The 14,838-nt window shown below is 70.9% G+C and carries 14 protein-coding genes; 7 read left to right on the top strand and 7 right to left on the bottom strand.

Going from position 1 to position 14,838, the window contains the following annotated elements:
- Positions 1 to 186: 186 nt before the first annotated feature.
- The 4 genes from OG966_RS25125 to OG966_RS25110 all read left to right on the top strand — a co-directional run bounded on the left by OG966_RS25125 (position 187) and on the right by OG966_RS25110 (position 4,895).
- Positions 187 to 2,679, top strand: coding sequence for a DUF4132 domain-containing protein (locus OG966_RS25125; RefSeq protein ID WP_326652099.1), 2,493 nt, complete (start codon positions 187 to 189; stop codon positions 2,677 to 2,679).
- 610 nt (positions 2,680 to 3,289) lie between these two features.
- On the top strand, positions 3,290 to 3,733 hold the full coding sequence (locus OG966_RS25120) for a hypothetical protein (protein ID WP_326652098.1): 444 nt from the start codon (positions 3,290 to 3,292) through the stop codon (positions 3,731 to 3,733).
- A gap of 5 nt (positions 3,734 to 3,738) precedes the next feature.
- A complete protein-coding gene (locus OG966_RS25115) occupies positions 3,739 to 4,182 on the top strand; it encodes a thiol-disulfide oxidoreductase DCC family protein (protein ID WP_326652097.1) in 444 nt (147 codons plus the stop codon).
- Between the two features lie 11 nt (positions 4,183 to 4,193).
- The gene (locus OG966_RS25110) at positions 4,194 to 4,895 is read left to right on the top strand and encodes a TetR/AcrR family transcriptional regulator (RefSeq protein WP_326652096.1); all 702 of its coding nucleotides are present in this window, start codon (positions 4,194 to 4,196) and stop codon (positions 4,893 to 4,895) included.
- Between the two features lie 160 nt (positions 4,896 to 5,055).
- On the opposite strand, the gene OG966_RS25105 is transcribed toward OG966_RS25110, so the two are convergent.
- Positions 5,056 to 6,429, bottom strand: a complete 1,374-nt coding sequence (locus OG966_RS25105; RefSeq protein WP_326652095.1) for a metallophosphoesterase — start codon at positions 6,427 to 6,429, stop codon at positions 5,056 to 5,058.
- An 11-nt stretch (positions 6,430 to 6,440) separates the two neighbouring features.
- A complete protein-coding gene (locus OG966_RS25100) occupies positions 6,441 to 6,701 on the bottom strand; it encodes an SCO4848 family membrane protein (RefSeq protein ID WP_326652094.1) in 261 nt (86 codons plus the stop codon).
- 121 nt (positions 6,702 to 6,822) lie between these two features.
- On the opposite strand from OG966_RS25100, the gene OG966_RS25095 reads away from it, so the two are divergent.
- On the top strand, positions 6,823 to 8,028 hold the full coding sequence (locus OG966_RS25095; protein WP_326652093.1) for a D-alanyl-D-alanine carboxypeptidase family protein: 1,206 nt from the start codon (positions 6,823 to 6,825) through the stop codon (positions 8,026 to 8,028).
- Here the strand turns inward: OG966_RS25095 and OG966_RS25090 are convergent.
- From OG966_RS25090 to OG966_RS25080, 3 genes are all read right to left on the bottom strand, one after another.
- A complete protein-coding gene (locus OG966_RS25090; protein WP_326652092.1) occupies positions 7,997 to 8,926 on the bottom strand; it encodes a YihY/virulence factor BrkB family protein in 930 nt (309 codons plus the stop codon). The two genes, OG966_RS25095 and OG966_RS25090, sit on opposite strands and share 32 nt — an antisense overlap.
- Positions 8,927 to 9,063: 137 nt before the next feature.
- The gene (locus OG966_RS25085) at positions 9,064 to 10,005 is read right to left on the bottom strand and encodes a decaprenyl-phosphate phosphoribosyltransferase (protein WP_326652091.1); all 942 of its coding nucleotides are present in this window, start codon (positions 10,003 to 10,005) and stop codon (positions 9,064 to 9,066) included.
- On the bottom strand, positions 9,998 to 10,600 hold the full coding sequence (locus OG966_RS25080; RefSeq protein WP_326652090.1) for a phosphatase PAP2 family protein: 603 nt from the start codon (positions 10,598 to 10,600) through the stop codon (positions 9,998 to 10,000). Before OG966_RS25080 ends, OG966_RS25085 begins: the two co-directional genes overlap by 8 nt.
- Before the next feature lie 158 nt (positions 10,601 to 10,758).
- On the opposite strand from OG966_RS25080, the gene OG966_RS25075 reads away from it, so the two are divergent.
- Both OG966_RS25075 and OG966_RS25070 read left to right on the top strand, forming a co-directional pair.
- Positions 10,759 to 12,111 carry an FAD-binding oxidoreductase gene (locus tag OG966_RS25075; RefSeq protein ID WP_326652089.1) on the top strand — a complete coding sequence of 451 codons (1,353 nt, stop codon included), beginning with the start codon at positions 10,759 to 10,761 and terminating at the stop codon, positions 12,109 to 12,111.
- A 112-nt stretch (positions 12,112 to 12,223) separates the two neighbouring features.
- Entirely contained in the window at positions 12,224 to 12,979 is a 756-nt protein-coding gene (locus OG966_RS25070; protein ID WP_326652088.1) for a decaprenylphospho-beta-D-erythro-pentofuranosid-2-ulose 2-reductase, read from the top strand.
- A 105-nt stretch (positions 12,980 to 13,084) separates the two neighbouring features.
- Here the strand turns inward: OG966_RS25070 and OG966_RS25065 are convergent, their stop codons facing one another.
- Entirely contained in the window at positions 13,085 to 13,666 is a 582-nt protein-coding gene (locus tag OG966_RS25065) for a 2'-5' RNA ligase family protein (RefSeq protein WP_326652087.1), read from the bottom strand.
- Positions 13,667 to 13,790: 124 nt separating this feature from the next.
- Positions 13,791 to 14,813: a tryptophan--tRNA ligase gene (gene trpS, locus OG966_RS25060; protein WP_442806752.1), complete on the bottom strand. Its 1,023-nt coding sequence runs from the start codon at positions 14,811 to 14,813 to the stop codon at positions 13,791 to 13,793.
- Positions 14,814 to 14,838: the final 25 nt, after the last annotated feature.

Here is a 14,838-nt window from a genome sequence, read left to right as displayed (position 1 = left end):
GGACGGGCTTCCATCGCTCCACATGCCCGTCGGTCCAGTCACGGTGCTCCGTGCGGTCGTGGTGGGCGCGGCGTGCCTCGGCACAGCGGCGGTTACGCGAGTACGCCGGTTGGGGGCCGCCGGGGCCGTTGTCAGTGGTGCGCCGTACCGTCGACAGGAGTTGAGCTCGGGGAGGGGACCGGCACGATGACGGCGATGACGGACGGCCTGGAGACCCGGCTGTACGAGGCGGGGTGGCAGGAGCGCACGGGCGAGGGGCGGCCGGTGCGGGAGCTCCTGGAGTCCCTGGAGGAGCCCGAGCAGCGGCAGGCCGCGCTCTGGTTCCACCAGAACGTCATCGACGGCGGCGCGGACGAGGTCAATCGGGAGGCGCTGGGCTGGATGGCGTCGCGGCAGCTCGACTGGACCGCGCAGCAGGCCGACGAGCTGCTCGGGCGGCTGGCCGGCAAGGATGCCCAGGTCGATCTGCCCACCCTGTTGGGGGAGTTCGTGCCGCTGGTGGGGCCCGCACTGGCGGCGGCCCGCGCGGCGGGGGCGTACGACCGGGGGCTGGTGCGGTCGCTGCGCCGATGGATGCCGTTCGCGGGGGTCCGGTCCGAGACGATGCGGGAGCAGCTCGACGAGCTGGCGGGGACGGAGCCCGACGCCACCGGGCTGTCGGACGAGCTGCTCGACGCCTTCGACGATTACGGACCCGCGATGCGGGCGGCCCACGGCGCGCTGCTCGCCGCTCCCGGCGTCAACGACCTCCTGTGGCACTGCATGGGGCAGGACAAGCTGCGCGCCACCAAGCGGTGGCGCAAGGAGGCGGCGGCGCTGCTGGACCGCGCGGAGGGCGGTCCCGGCGTGGTACGGGCGCTGCTGGAGGGGATGGCGGGGCAGCGGGAGCATTCGGTGGCGGCGCCCGCCTGGGTCGGCCCGTACACCGTGCGGGGGATCGCGGCGGAGGGCAACACCCGGCTGCTGCGCGGGCTGTTGTGGGCGGCCGCGGACGTCGAGGCGGACTGGGTGGTGCCGGCCGTCGGCGCGGTCGCGCTCAACTCAGGCACGGGGACGGGCGGTTCCGGCGGCGACTGCCGCAGCGGCAGGTTGGCCACGACCGCGGTCGCAGTGCTCTCGGCCTTCGGCGGCACACAGGGCGAGCAGGCCGTCGACCGGCTCGGCCGGCTCCAGCGCAAGATCCGCAACCGCACGGTGCTCAAAGGCATCACCGCCTCCCTGCAGGCTGTCGCCGAGCGCGGTGGAATCACGCCGTCGATGCTCAGGGAGCGGGCCGTGCCGTCCGTCGGCCTCGATGCCCGCGGCATCCGCGAGGAGCCTCTCGGCGACTACACCGCGGTGCTGTCGATCACCGCTTTCGCGACGGCCACGCTCTCCTTCCGGGGGCCGCAGGGCCGGGTGCTCAAGTCCGCGCCGAAGGCGGTCCGGGAGGAATTCGGCGAACAACTGACACAGGTCCGCGCCGCGCTGAAGCAGCTGCGCGCGCTCCTGCCGGTCGAGCGCGCGCGGCTCGAGGAGCATCTGATGGCGGGCACCCAGTGGGCGTCCGGCGACTGGAAGCGGTACTACATCGACCATCCGGTGACCGGCGCGATGGCCCGCGGCCTGCTCTGGGAGACGAGCGCGGACGGCGGCGAGCCGTGGATCGCCGGACTGCCTGAGCGTACGGCGGGCGGCTGGGTGCTGGTCGGGGCGGACGGCACGGCGGCCCCGGTGACGGACAGCGCCGTGCTGCGGCTCTGGCACCCCGTGCGCGCCGACGCCGACGAGATACGGATCTGGCGCGAGGAGCTCGCCGAGCGCGAGCTCCGTCAGCCGTTCAAGCAGGCCTTCCGGGAGGTCTATCCGCTCACCCCGGCCGAGGAGGAGACGCGCGCCTACTCCAACCGCTTCGCCGGCCACATCCTGCGCTACAACCAGGCGAAGGCGCTGATGGTGGAGCGCGGCTGGCTGGGCAACCACCTGGGGTACTTCAGCGACGGATACGCGGCGGAGATGGTGCGGGAGCTGCCGCGCGCCGGTCAGCTGAACACCTCCGACGGCGTGTTCTGGCGCGCCCGGTTCCATCTCGAGCTGGCCGAGCAGCGGTCGGACGGCGGTACGGCGTCCCTGTGCTCAACGGACCAGCTGCGCTTCGAGCGGCGGCACGGGGCACGTGGACCATGGGAGCGGGCCGACCTCACTGCCGTACCGCCGCTGGTGCTGACGGAGGCGATGCGGGACGCGGACCTGTTCGTCGGAGTCGCGTCGATCGGGGCGGACCCGCAGTGGCGGGACCGTGGTGAAGAGCGCGCGTACGACGGGTACTGGGAAGGCTGGGCGTTCGGCGAGCTCGGCGAATCGGCGCGGATACGGCGGGAGTCGCTGGCCCGGCTGCTGCCGCGGACCCGGATCGCGGACCGCGTGGAGCTCACGGACCGCTTCCTGCGAGTGCGCGGCGAGCTCCGCACGTACAAGATCCATCTCGGCTCGGGCAACATCCTGATGGAGCCCAACGACGCCTATCTCTGCATCGTGGTGGACCGGTCGGCGGTCGGCGGGAGCGGGGAGCGGCTCTTCCTTCCCTTCGAGGAGGACGGCGGGCAGCTGTCGGTGATCATGTCGAAGGCGTTTCTGCTTGCCGACGACGAGCGGATCACCGACCGCACGATCACGGCTCAGCTGAGGCGCGACAGGTAGGCGGCCCGGTCGGGCCGGTCGGGCCGGAGCGACCGTTCGGGACCTGGGGGTTCACGAGCGGCGGCTTCGGCCCGGGAAAACCACGAGCGGCTCCGGCCCTGGGAGCGCACGAGCCGCTCCGGCCCTGGGGGTTCACGAGCGGCGGCTTCGGCCCGAGGAGATGTCGGGCCCGGCACAACTCCGGCCCGGGGAGTGACGGGCCCGGCACAACTCCGGCCCGGGGAGTGACCGGCCCGGCACAACTCCGGCCCGGGGAGTGACCGGCCCGGCACAACTCCGGCTGCGGGCGGGCGGCCCGGAGAGCCGGGACGCGATGCGTTCTCTCGTCGCCCCGCCTGCGGCCGGGCCCAGCGGGGTTCCCACGGGCAGTTCCATCGCGCCCGACCGCCCGCCCGACCGCCGCCTCGATCAGCGTGTCCTCGCGATCGACGCAGGCGACAGCCCGGCGCCCGCGGCATGTGACCTGCCACTTCGCAAGAGAGCGTCACCCGGCCGGGGTTGGAGCCCCGATGCCGCCGCGCCTTCGGGTGCCATCCTGCTTGAACATGTTCAAAAGGAGGTCTACAGTCCATCACAACAGCTTTTGAACGCGTTCAAGGGAGGGTGGGGCATGGACCTCACTGTTATCGCGTACGTCATCTACCTGCTGATCAGCATCGGGCTCACCATCTGGGTGGCCCGCACGCTCAGCCGGAACGGCCGGATCTTCCTCGCCGACGTACTCCAGGGGAACGAGAAGCTCGCCGATGCCGTGAACCACCTTCTGGTGGTCGGCTTCTACCTGGTCAATCTGGGCTTCGTCGCCCTGTACCTCAAGGCCGCCGATGCCGTCTCCGACGCCCGCGGACTCTTCGAGGCGCTCTCGGTGAAGATCGGCGTCGTGCTCCTCGTCCTCGGTGTGATGCACCTCGGCAACGTCTACGTCCTCAACAAGATCCGCCGGCGCGGAGTGATGGAGCGCGAGCAGACGCCGCCGGTGCCGCCGCAGGGCTGGACGGGTCAGGCAGGCCAGGGCCCGTGGGCCGCACCCGCCGCCGGTCCCGCCGGGGCGTGAGCCCGATGGGCACCCCGGCCGGCACCCCGGTCCGCCCCCAGGCCCGCATCCCGGTCCGGGGACTGACCGTCCTGTACGACGCCCAGTGCTCGCTCTGTGTGCACCTGCGGAGTTGGCTGCTGCGGCAGCGCAAACTCGTACCACTGGACCTGGTGCCCGCCGCGTCGGACGAGGCGCGGCGCAGATACCCCCGTCTCGACCACGCCGGAACCCTCAAAGAGATCACCGTCATCGGGGACAGGGGCCAGATCTACACCGGGCCCGCCGCCTGGATCGTCTGCCTCTGGGCCCTGGCCGAGCACCGGCCCAAGGCCCACTGGCTCGCCACTCCGGCGGGTGCCCCCTTCGTACGCGTCACGATGCTCGCGGCGGCCAAATACCGCGAGGCGACCGCGGCGGGAGCGGCCGTCGGTACGCCCTGCGACGACCGGTGCTCCATCCCCGGTTAGGCTCGGACACCGTGACAGAAGTGAAGGCCCCCAAGAGCGAGCAGACCCGCACGCTCATCCTCGAGACCGCGCTCCGTCTCTTCCAGGAGCGCGGTTACGACAAGACGACGATGCGGGCCATCGCCCGGGAGGCCGGTGTCTCCGTGGGGAACGCGTACTACTACTTCTCCTCCAAGGAACACCTCGTCCAGGGTTTCTACGACCGGATCGCCGCCGAACACCAGGCGGCGGTCCGGCCCGTGCTCGACCGGGAGACGGATCTGGAGGCCCGGCTCGCCGGGGTGCTGAAGGCGTGGCTGGACATCGCCGCGCCGTACCACGAGTTCGCGGCCCAGTTCTTCAAGAACGCGGCCGACCCGGAGAGCCCGCTCAGCCCCTTCTCCCCCGAGTCGGAACACGCACGCGAGGCGGTTGTCGCCGTACACCGGGAGGTCCTCGCCGGTTCGAAGGCCAAGGTCGCGGAGGAACTCGCCGACGTTCTCCCCGAGTTGATGTGGCTCTCCCAGATGGGACTCGTCCTGTACTGGGTCTTCGACCGCTCGGAGGGACGTGCCCGCAGTAGACGCCTCGCCGAACGCGGCGCCAGGCTCACCGCGCGCGGTGTCGCGCTCTCCCGTTTCCGGGTGCTGCGGCCGCTCGTACGCGAGGTGCACGAGCTGTTCACGGACTTCCTTCCCGGAATGGCGGAGACCGTCGCCGCCCGCAAGAAGTAGCGCGGAATGACGAACACCCCGGCCGCCGCCCACGTGTTCGTCCCACAGGGGGCGACGCCATCAGCGGCTCACTCCACCCGAAGACCCGGCCGCCCCTGAGCTCCGCCCCTGGGCTCCGCCCCTGAGCTCCCAGGCAAGCTCAACCTCGGCCGAACCCGGGCTATGCCTGCCGGGACGCGAGCTGTACGACGGTGATGTCGGAGGCGGCTCCGACCCGCACGGGCGGTCCCCAGGCACCCGCGCCGCGGGTCACGTACAGCTGGGTGTCGCCGTAGCGTTCGAGCCCGGCGACCGTTGGATTGGCCAGGGCCGCAAGATAGTTTCCCGGCCAGAGCTGACCACCGTGCGTGTGCCCGGACAACTGCAGGTCCACGCCGTGCTCGACAGCGTCGTGGATGACGACGGGCTGATGCGCGAGCAGTACGGAGGCGCGCGCCGGGTCCCGGTCGCCGAGGGCCTTGGCGAAGTCGGGCCCGTCGCCCTCGCTCTCGCCGGCGAGGTCGTTGACCCCGGCGAGGTCGAAGCCTGCGATCTCGACGCGCTCGTTGCGCAGCGGCCTGAGCCCGAGCTCGCGGACATGGTCGACCCACTCCTCGGCGCCCGAGAAGTACTCGTGGTTGCCGGTGACGAAGAAGGACCCGTGCCGTGCCCGCAACTGCGCGAGCGGCTCGGCGGCCGGCCCGAGGTCGGCGACGGTGCCGTCGACGAGGTCGCCGACGACGGCGACGAGGTCGGGCGAGGTGGCGTTGATGGTGTCGACGATCCGCCGGGTGTGGGCGCGGCCGAGGATCGGGCCGAGGTGGATGTCGCTGACGACGACGATCCGGAACCCATGGGCGGCGCGCGGAAGTCTGGCGAGCGGCACGGTGACGCGCTTCACCCGGGGCCCGCGCAGCACGCCGTAGGCGCCGTATCCAACTGTCCCCAGAGCAACGGCCGCGGCGCCCGAGCCGACAACCCGCGAGACGAACATCCGGCGCGAGAGGGCGCCATGCGCGGCGGGCGGGTCGGCGGCGACCGCCTCGGGCGCCGGGTGCGCCAGGGTGCGGTTGGCGCTCGCCTCCGCCATCGGCGTCGTCACGAGGGCAGCATGCCCGGGCTCTCCCCGCGCGGGCGCTGCCGGAGTCGGCCCGGTGGTCCAGGGGCTCTGCCCCACAGTTTCGGGAAGGGGGCGGGCGGGGGACTTCGCCCCGGTCACCGCCGTCGTCGAAGGCCGCTCACGTGCCCGTCGCAGCAGCAGCAGCCGTACGCCCTCCCCCACCACCAGCGCCAGCGTCAGATACAGCAGCACCGCCAGCCACAGATACCCCGGCCACGCCAGCACCCGCTGCAGCCAGAACGGCGCCCCCGCCCGCCCCGACACCAGCGCTCCCACGGAAAGCAACGGCAGTACCCACGTGGCCACCGTGCCCGTCCGGCGTGCCGCCCCGCCCCGCGCCGTCGTGTCGCGTACCAGGCGCCGCCATACGTACCAGTGCACCCCGGCGAGCACGGCGACGACCGCGACCACCACAAGCAGGACGACGACCACCACGGGTAGCTCCCCTAGTCCTTTTTCTTCTGCGCGTCTTCACGACGCAATGCGCGTACGCCACGCAACCCGATCACGCCGACGACCGTCCCCAGGAGAAAGGACGTAATGGCGAGCAGCAGATGCACCCAGAAGTAGGCGGTCGGGTGACCCGCGTCGTCGAAGGCGAGCCCGCTACCGTCCTTCCAAAGGTTCTTGACGAAAGTGATCCAGATGAACCAGCTCCACACCCCGAACGCGAGCAGGAACCAGGAGACGGGGCGGCTGAGCTTCATGGACTCAGTATCGCCGCCGTCCTCCGACCGGGTTCCTCGGGGTGGGCTGTCCCGGCGTCACCCCCGGCGGGTCATTAAGATGATGAGCGCATTTTTCTCAACGCCATGTACGTTTTCGAGCGTGTCTGCTCTGAAAAAGACCGCGCTGACGGTCACTGCCGCCGCGTTGCTCCCCGTTCTCACTGTCGCGCCCGCTTCCGCGGACACCGAACACCGCCCGGCAGAGAAGAAACAGCCGATGCCCCCGGCCGCCATGTCCTCCGTCGGGGGCGCCCAACTCGGCAAGCCCGGCACCCAGGTCAGCCTCGGCCCCGGCGCGCCCGTCCTGCCCAAGGATGTGAGCGGCCGGTCCTGGATCGTCGCGGACGCGGAGAGCGGCGACGTGCTGGCCTCGCACAACGCCCACTGGCGGCTGCCACCGGCGTCCACTCTGAAGATGCTGTTCGCGGACACCGTGTTGCCCCGGCTGCCGCAGGACGAGATCCACGAGGTGACCAACGCCGAGCTCGCGGACGTCGGCGAGGGCAGTAGTCTGGTCGGCGTCAAGGAGAAGCAGACGTACTCCGTCCACGATCTGTGGCTCGGTGTCTTCCTCCGCTCCGGAAACGACGCCGTGCATGTGCTCGCCTCGATGAACGGCGGCGTAGCCAAGACGGTCATGGACATGCAGCAACACGCCGACGAGTTGCAGGCACTCGACACCCATGTCGTATCGCCCGACGGCTACGACGCCAACGGCCAGGTCTCCTCCGCGTACGACCTCACGCTCATCGCTCGCAGCGGCATGCAGAAGAAGGACTTCCGCGAGTACTGCTCCACCGCACGCGCCAAATTCCCCGGTGTGGAGGCCGCGGGCAAGGCGCGCGAGACATTCGAGATCCAGAACACCAACCGCCTGCTCACCGGCGACTCCGGCATCTCTCCGTACAAGGGCATCGCGGGCGTCAAGAACGGCAACACCTCGCACGCGGGCGCGACCTTCACCGGTGTCGCCGAGCGCGACGGCAAGGTGCTGCTCGTCACCGTCATGAACCCGGACTCCGGGGAGAGCCAGGCCGTCTACAAGGAGGCGGGCCGACTGCTCGACTGGGGCTTCGCCGCGGCCGGGAAGGTCAAGCCGGTCGGCGAACTGGTCCCGCCGAAGTCCGCGACCCCGTCCTCCGACGGCGGGAAGCCGGCCGGCAACGGCGCTCCGGCGAAGACGCATGCCGGGACGAGCGGCGCCGGCGGCGTCGGCACCGCGATCGCCGTCACGGGCGGAGCGCTGCTGGCGCTGGCGGCCGGTGTGTTCCTGGTCAACCGCCGCTGGCCGCTGCGCCGCCGTTAGCCCCGCCGACGGTCTCCGTCGTACCACCGTGCTCACCCGGCCCGCTCCGCTCACTCGGTGTCGCCGTCCAGGCGGCGCAGAACAGCATCAGCTTCGCGGTGAAGTTGATCCACAGCAGCAGGGCGACCGGAACGCCGAAAGCCCCGTACATGCTTTTCGACGCGACGCCCCTCATATAGCTGCCGAGCAGCAGTTTGAGCAGTTCGAAGCCGACCGCGCCGATCAGTGCCGCCACGACCAGGCGGCGGCGCGGCGGCTGCACCCCGGGCAACAGGGTCAGCATGTACAGCAGAATCAGGAAGTCCGCGACGACGGCGATCACGAGGGCCACGATCTGCAGCAGTACGCCACTGGCTCCGCCCTCGTCGATGCCGAGCCGCTCGGCGGTCCAGCCGACGGTGGTGGAGCCGAGCGCGGAGGCGGCGAGCGAGGCGAGCGCGGTCGCGCCGAGCCCGAGCAGCACACCCGCGTCCTTAAACTTGCGCCGAACGGGGTTGCCCTGGACCTCGTCGTCCAGCTCCCAGACGGCGCGCAGACAGTCCCTCATCGAGCCGATCCAGCCGATGCCGGTGAAGAGCAGCAGCGCGCCCGCGACAAGCCCGACCGTGCCCGCGTTGGCGACCAGGGAGTTGATGTCGAGCTGGTCGGAGATGCCGGGCACCTGCTCGCTGAGCTTGTTCTCCATCTTGTCCAGCTGCTCGTTGTCGAGCAGCGCGGCGCCGGTCGCCGCGGCGACCGTGATCAACGGGAAGAGGGCGAGAAAGCTGATGAACGTGATCGCGCCGGCGAGTCGCGTCCAGTGCACCCGGTCGAGAGTCTCGTACGAGCGCCACGCGTGGGTGCGCATCAGCCTGGCCACGAGCGGGCCGATGACGGGGAGCTTGGTCAGCCAGTCCATGTCGTACGCGTACCCTCCACACCGAATACCAGCGTCCCCATTCGCCGGAATCGGAGGCAGGCGGCGAGGACTGCCCCTGCCGACCCGATCCGACCGGTCCGACTGGTCCGACCGATCCGGCCCGATCCGCAGGCCGCTCACAGATCGGCGACCGCCAGTCCGTACATCGCCGCCCACACCAGCCCGATGACGGCGAACGCCCGGTCGCGCAGCACGACGTCCTCGGGCGCGCCGGCCGTACCCCGGTCAGCGAAGACCGCGTACCGCAGCACCGCCAGGATGAACGCGATCACCGACAGCTGCCGCCAGGGCAGCAGTGCCCGGTCGGCCACGCCACCGCTCTCCATGGCCCACAGACAGTAGGCGAGCACGGCGACACCGGCAGCGAGCTGCCAGACGAAGCGCAGATATCCGGTCGTGTACTCGTTCAGCAGCGCACGCGTCGCGCCCTTGGCGCCCTCCATCTGCACGGCCTCCGAGTACCGCTTGGCCGCCACCATGAAAAGCGCGCCGAAGCCGGTGGTGATCAGGAACCACCGGGACAGGGGGATGCCGAGCGCGATCCCGCCGATCATCGCGCGCATCAGGAACCCGGTGCTGACGACTGCCAGATCGACGACGAGAACATGCTTGAGCCAGATGCAGTACGCGAGTTGCATCGACAGGTACGCGATGAGCAGCGCGCCGGTCATGGCATTGCACAAAGTGACGGCGCCGGCGATCGCGGCGCCGGCAAGCAGCGCGCCGACGGTATGGGCAAGGGCCACCGGGACGTCCCCGGCGGCGACCGGCCGTCGGCATTTGACGGGGTGCGCACGGTCGGCACCGGCGTCCCGGGCGTCGTTGATCAGGTAGACGCCCGCGGCGGCCGTCGTGAACAGAACGAAGACAACGGCCAGTTGGACGGCGGTGTGCCGCGAGTCCAGCGCTCCGGCGGAGGCGGGGGCGGCCATGACAAGCACATTCTTGACCCACTGGCGCGGCCGGGCGGTCCTGATCAGGCCGACGGGCAGTCTCATGGCCCGAAGTGGGGTGGGCCGCTCCGGCCGGTCCAGCAGCGCGGTGCCGCGCTCAGTCATCCCGCCCGCCTCCCGCAGCTCCTGCGGCGCCTGAGGCGCCTGAGGCGCCTGAGGCGAGTTCCGCGGCTCCCACGAGGGGGCGCGTCATCCAGGCCGCACCCAGACCCGCGGTGAGCCCGCCGAGCACGGCACCCGCGGCGATGTCCGTCGGATAGTGGACGCCGGCGACCAGGCGGGAGACGCACATCGCGGCAGCCAGCGGCGGCGCCAGCCGGCGGCCGACGGGGCGTACCGCACCGAAGGCGACAGCGGCCGCGGCCGACGATGCGGCGTGCGAGCTGGGAAAGGAGTGCCGTCCGGCGGTGCGCACGAGGGGCTCACGAGCCAGGAGTTCGGGCCGGGGGCGGCGTACCAGCCGTTTGATTCCCATACTCGCCAGATGGGCTGCGCCCACCAGGGTCGTGGCGCGCAGCCATGCCCCGCGCCACTCCCGGTCGGCAGCCGCTCCCGCGAGCCCGGCGACGAGCCAGAGCGCGCCGTGCTCTCCGGTGAACGAGAGTGCGCGGGCGACCGCGGCCACACGCGGCTCGCCGCCGCAGTCGCGCATCGCCGCCAGCAGCCGCCGGTCGGCGGCCGCACAGTCGACGTATCCCATGTGCCTTCGCCACCCCTTCTCATGAGCCAGGGGCGACTCTTCTCGGCGATCGGCCCACTTTCACGCCCATCTTTAATGACACTCGTTTAATCACCCATTTCGGCGAGTCCGGTGACGTACAGAGCAATTGGTCAATAGGCGGCTATACGGTCAAGGGCATGCTCAGTGCCGACTTCGTGTCCGTCACCGGTTGGGGCCGGACCGCCCCGACGACCTCCCGAATGCTGCGGCCCCGTACATCCACGGAGGCCGCGGCAGCGGTACGGACGTGGGGGGCGCGCGGCGGCATCGCCCGCGGGCTCGGGCGGGCGTACGGCGACGCGGCGCAGAACGCGGGCGGCTCCGTACTCGACATGACCGCGCTGGACCGGATCCGTACCGTCGACGCGGAGGCGGGCCTCGTCGTGTGCGACGCGGGCGTGAGCCTGCACCGGCTGATGGAGGTGCTCCTGCCGCTCGGCTGGTTCGTGCCGGTGACCCCGGGGACCCGCTACGTCACGGTGGGCGGCGCGATCGGCGCCGACATCCATGGCAAGAACCACCATGTCTCAGGATCCTTCTCCCGCCATGTGCGGTCGTTGGAACTGCTCACCGCGGACGGCGAGATCCTTGATGTCGTCCCGGGCACCGACCTCTTCAACGCGACGGCGGGCGGCATGGGACTGACCGGGGTGATCCTCTCGGCGACAGTGCAGCTCCATCCGGTCGAGACCTCGCTGATGTCCGTCGACACCGAACGGACCACGGACCTGGACGATTTGATGAACAGGCTCAGCACCACCGATCACCGTTACCGGTACTCGGTCGCCTGGGTCGACCTCCTCGCGCGCGGCCGTGCGCTGGGGCGCTCGGTTCTCACCCGCGGGGAGCACGCACCGCTGGACGCGCTTCCTCCGCGCGCGCGGCGCACGCCGCTCACATTCCGCCCGGGACAGCTGCCGGCCGCCCCCGGCTTCGTACCGGAAGGACTGCTGGGACGAACCACCGTCGGGCTCTTCAACGCGTTCTGGTACCGCCGGGCGCCGCTGTGGCGGACCGGTGAGCTGCAGAAGATCTCGGCCTTCTTCCACCCCTTGGACGGCGTCCCGCACTGGAACCGGATGTACGGGCGCGGCGGCTTCGTGCAGTACCAGTTCGTCGTCGGCCACGGGCAGGAGGAGGCACTGCGCCGGATCGTGCGGCGCATCTCGCGGCGCGGCTGCCCCTCGTCGCTGGCGGTGCTGAAGCGGTTCGGCGAGGGCGACCCGGGGTGGCTGTCGTTCCCGATGGCCGGCTGGACCCTGGCTCTGGACATCCCGGCCCGGCTGCCGGGCCTCGGCGCGTTCCTGGACGAGCTGGACGAGGAGGTCGCGTCGGCGGGCGGCCGGGTCTATCTCGCGAAGGACTCCCGGCTGCGCCCGGAGCTGCTCGCCGAGATGTACCCGCGGCTGCCCGAATTCCGCGCACTGCGGGCCGAGGCGGACCCGAGGGGCGTCTTCGTCTCGGACCTGTCGAGGCGCCTGGCCCTGTGACGCCCGGCTGCGACAGCCCTGGGCCCTTCCGGCGTCCGAGCCCCGCACCCGCCGCCTACCCGCCCCCGTCCCTTCCCCCGCCCCTTCCCTCCCTCCTTGAGGAGCCCCTGTCATGAAGGACGCCTTCGGCACCCCGCAGTCCCTGCTCGTCCTCGGCGGTACGTCGGACATCGGGCTGGCCACCGCCCGCCGGCTCATCGCCCGCCGCGCCCGTACGGTCTGGCTGGCGGGCCGTCCCTCGCCCGCTCTGGAGACCGCCGCGGCCGAGCTGCGCACGCTCGGCGCGGACGTGCACACCGTCGCCTTCGACGCCCTCGACCCCGCCGCGCACGAGTCTGCACTGGGCAAGGTCTTCGCGGAGGGCGACATCGACATGGTGCTGCTCGCCTTCGGCGTCCTCGGCGATCAGGCGAACGACGAGTCCGAGCCGCTGGCGGCGGTCCGGGTCGCGCAGACCAACTTCACAGGGGCGGTCTCTGCCTCACTGGTGTGCGCGGGCGCGCTGCAGAGCCAGGGGCACGGCTCGATCGTGGTGCTGTCGTCGGTGGCGGGCGAGCGGGCCCGCCGCGCCAACTTCATCTACGGCTCGAGCAAGGCCGGCCTGGACGCCTTCACACAGGGTCTGGGTGACGCGCTGCACGGGACCGGAGTGCATGTGATGGTCGTACGCCCCGGATTCGTACGCACGAAGATGACGGCGGGGCTGGCCGAGGCACCGCTGGCCACCACGCCGGACGCGGTCGCCGCGGCCATCGAGCAGGGGCTGCGGCGCAGGTCGGACACGGTGTGGGTGCCAGGAGCGCTGCGTTTGGTGATGTCGGCGCTACGACATGTACCGAGGCCGGTCTTCCGCCGGCTGCCCGTCTGACGGCCTCGCGGGGCGCCGGCCGCCGGTCGCGGGGTGCGAGTCACGGTGGGGCCGGCCGCGAGCCGCGGTGGGCGCTCGCGAGTCGCGGTGGGCCGGACGGTCGGGTCAGATGGTCGCGGCGGGCTCGTCGATCGGGGCGCCCTGGGCCGGGACCGCCGCGATGCCGCCGCCGAAGGCGTACGAGCTGAGCTTGCGCCACACGCCGTCCGCGCCCTGCTCGTACAGGGCGAAGGAGGCGCAGGTCCACGCCGCCTCGTAGTCCGACAGCTCCTCGTAGGCCCGGTCCATCGCCTCCTCGGCGATTCCGTGCGCCACGGTCACATGCGGGTGGTACGAGAACTGCAGCTCGCGCACGAGCGGCCCGGAGGCATCCCGCACCCGCTTCTGCAGCCAGGTGCAGGCCGCCGCGCCCTCGGCGACCTGGACGAAGACGACGGGCGAGAGCGGGCGGAACGTTCCGGTACCGGAGAGCCGCATCGGGAACGGCCGGCCGGAGCGCGCGACCTCGGCGAGATGCGCCTCGATCGCGGGCAGGGCGTCGGCCTCCGCCTCGGTGGGCGGGAGGAGCGTGATGTGCGTGGGAATACCGTACGCGGCGGGATCCCCGAAGCCCGCGCGCCGCTCCTGGAGCAGGCTGCCGTAAGGCTCCGGGACCGCGATCGAAACGCCGAGCGTTACGGTCCCCACGTCGTTCTCCTCAGTCGTCGGTAGGTAGGTCTGCAGCCGCCAGTGTGGCGGCTGAACCGTAGATGTGACCAGAGTCCTTGGACACAGTGCTGATTCAGTGATGAATCAGACGGAATCAGTGTCCTCAATGTTTGGCGGGAAGGAAGCCCACCTTGTCGTATGCGGCGGCCAGGGTCTCGGCGGCGACCGCGCGGGCCTTCTCCGCGCCCTTGGCCAGGATGGAATCCAGCGTCTCGGGGTCGTCCAGATATTCCTGCGTACGGCTCCGGAACGGCGTGACGAAGTCCACCATGATCTCGGCGAGGTCGGTCTTGAGCGCGCCGTACATCTTGCCCTCGTACTCCGCCTCGAGCTCGGCGACAGTCTTGCCGGTGAGGGTGGAGTGGATGGTGAGGAGGTTGGAGACGCCCGGCTTGTTCACGGGGTCGAACCGGATGACGGTGTCGGTGTCGGTGACCGCGCTCTTGACCTTCTTGGCGGTCGCCTTGGGCTCGTCGAGCAGATTGATCAGGCCCTTGGGCGTGGAGGCCGACTTGCTCATCTTGATCGACGGGTCCTGGAGGTCGTAGATCTTCGCGACCTCCTTGACGATGTGCGGCGCCGGGACGGTGAAGGTGTCGCCGAAGCGGCTGTTGAAGCGCTCGGCGAGGTCACGGGTGAGCTCGATGTGCTGGCGCTGGTCCTCACCGACCGGGACGGCGTTGGCCTGGTAGAGCAGGATGTCCGCGACCTGCAGGATCGGATACGTGAAGAGGCCGACGGTGGCGCGGTCGGCGCCCTGCTTGGCGGACTTGTCCTTGAACTGCGTCATCCGGGAGGCCTCGCCGAAACCGGTGAGGCAATTCATGATCCAGCCGAGCTGGGCGTGCTCGGGGACATGACTCTGGATGAAGAGGGTGCAGCGCTCGGGGTCGAGACCGGCGGCGAGCAGCTGGGCGGCGGCGAGCCGGGTGTTGGCACGCAGCTCGGCGGGGTCCTGCGGCATGGTGATCGCGTGCAGGTCCACGACCATGTAGAACGCGTCGTGGGTCTCCTGCAGCGCCACGTACTGGCGGATCGCACCGAGGTAGTTCCCAAGGTGGAACGAGCCTGCGGTGGGCTGGATACCGGAGAGCGCGCGGGGTCGGTCAGAGGCCATGCTCATCATTCTCTCAGGTGTGGAACCGATCTCC

This window comes from Streptomyces sp. NBC_01750 (assembly GCF_035918095.1).
Classification (GTDB): Bacteria; Actinomycetota; Actinomycetes; order Streptomycetales; family Streptomycetaceae; genus Streptomyces.
Note: the sequence above shows the minus strand (reverse complement) of the source record. Positions and strands in the feature narration are given on the sequence as shown.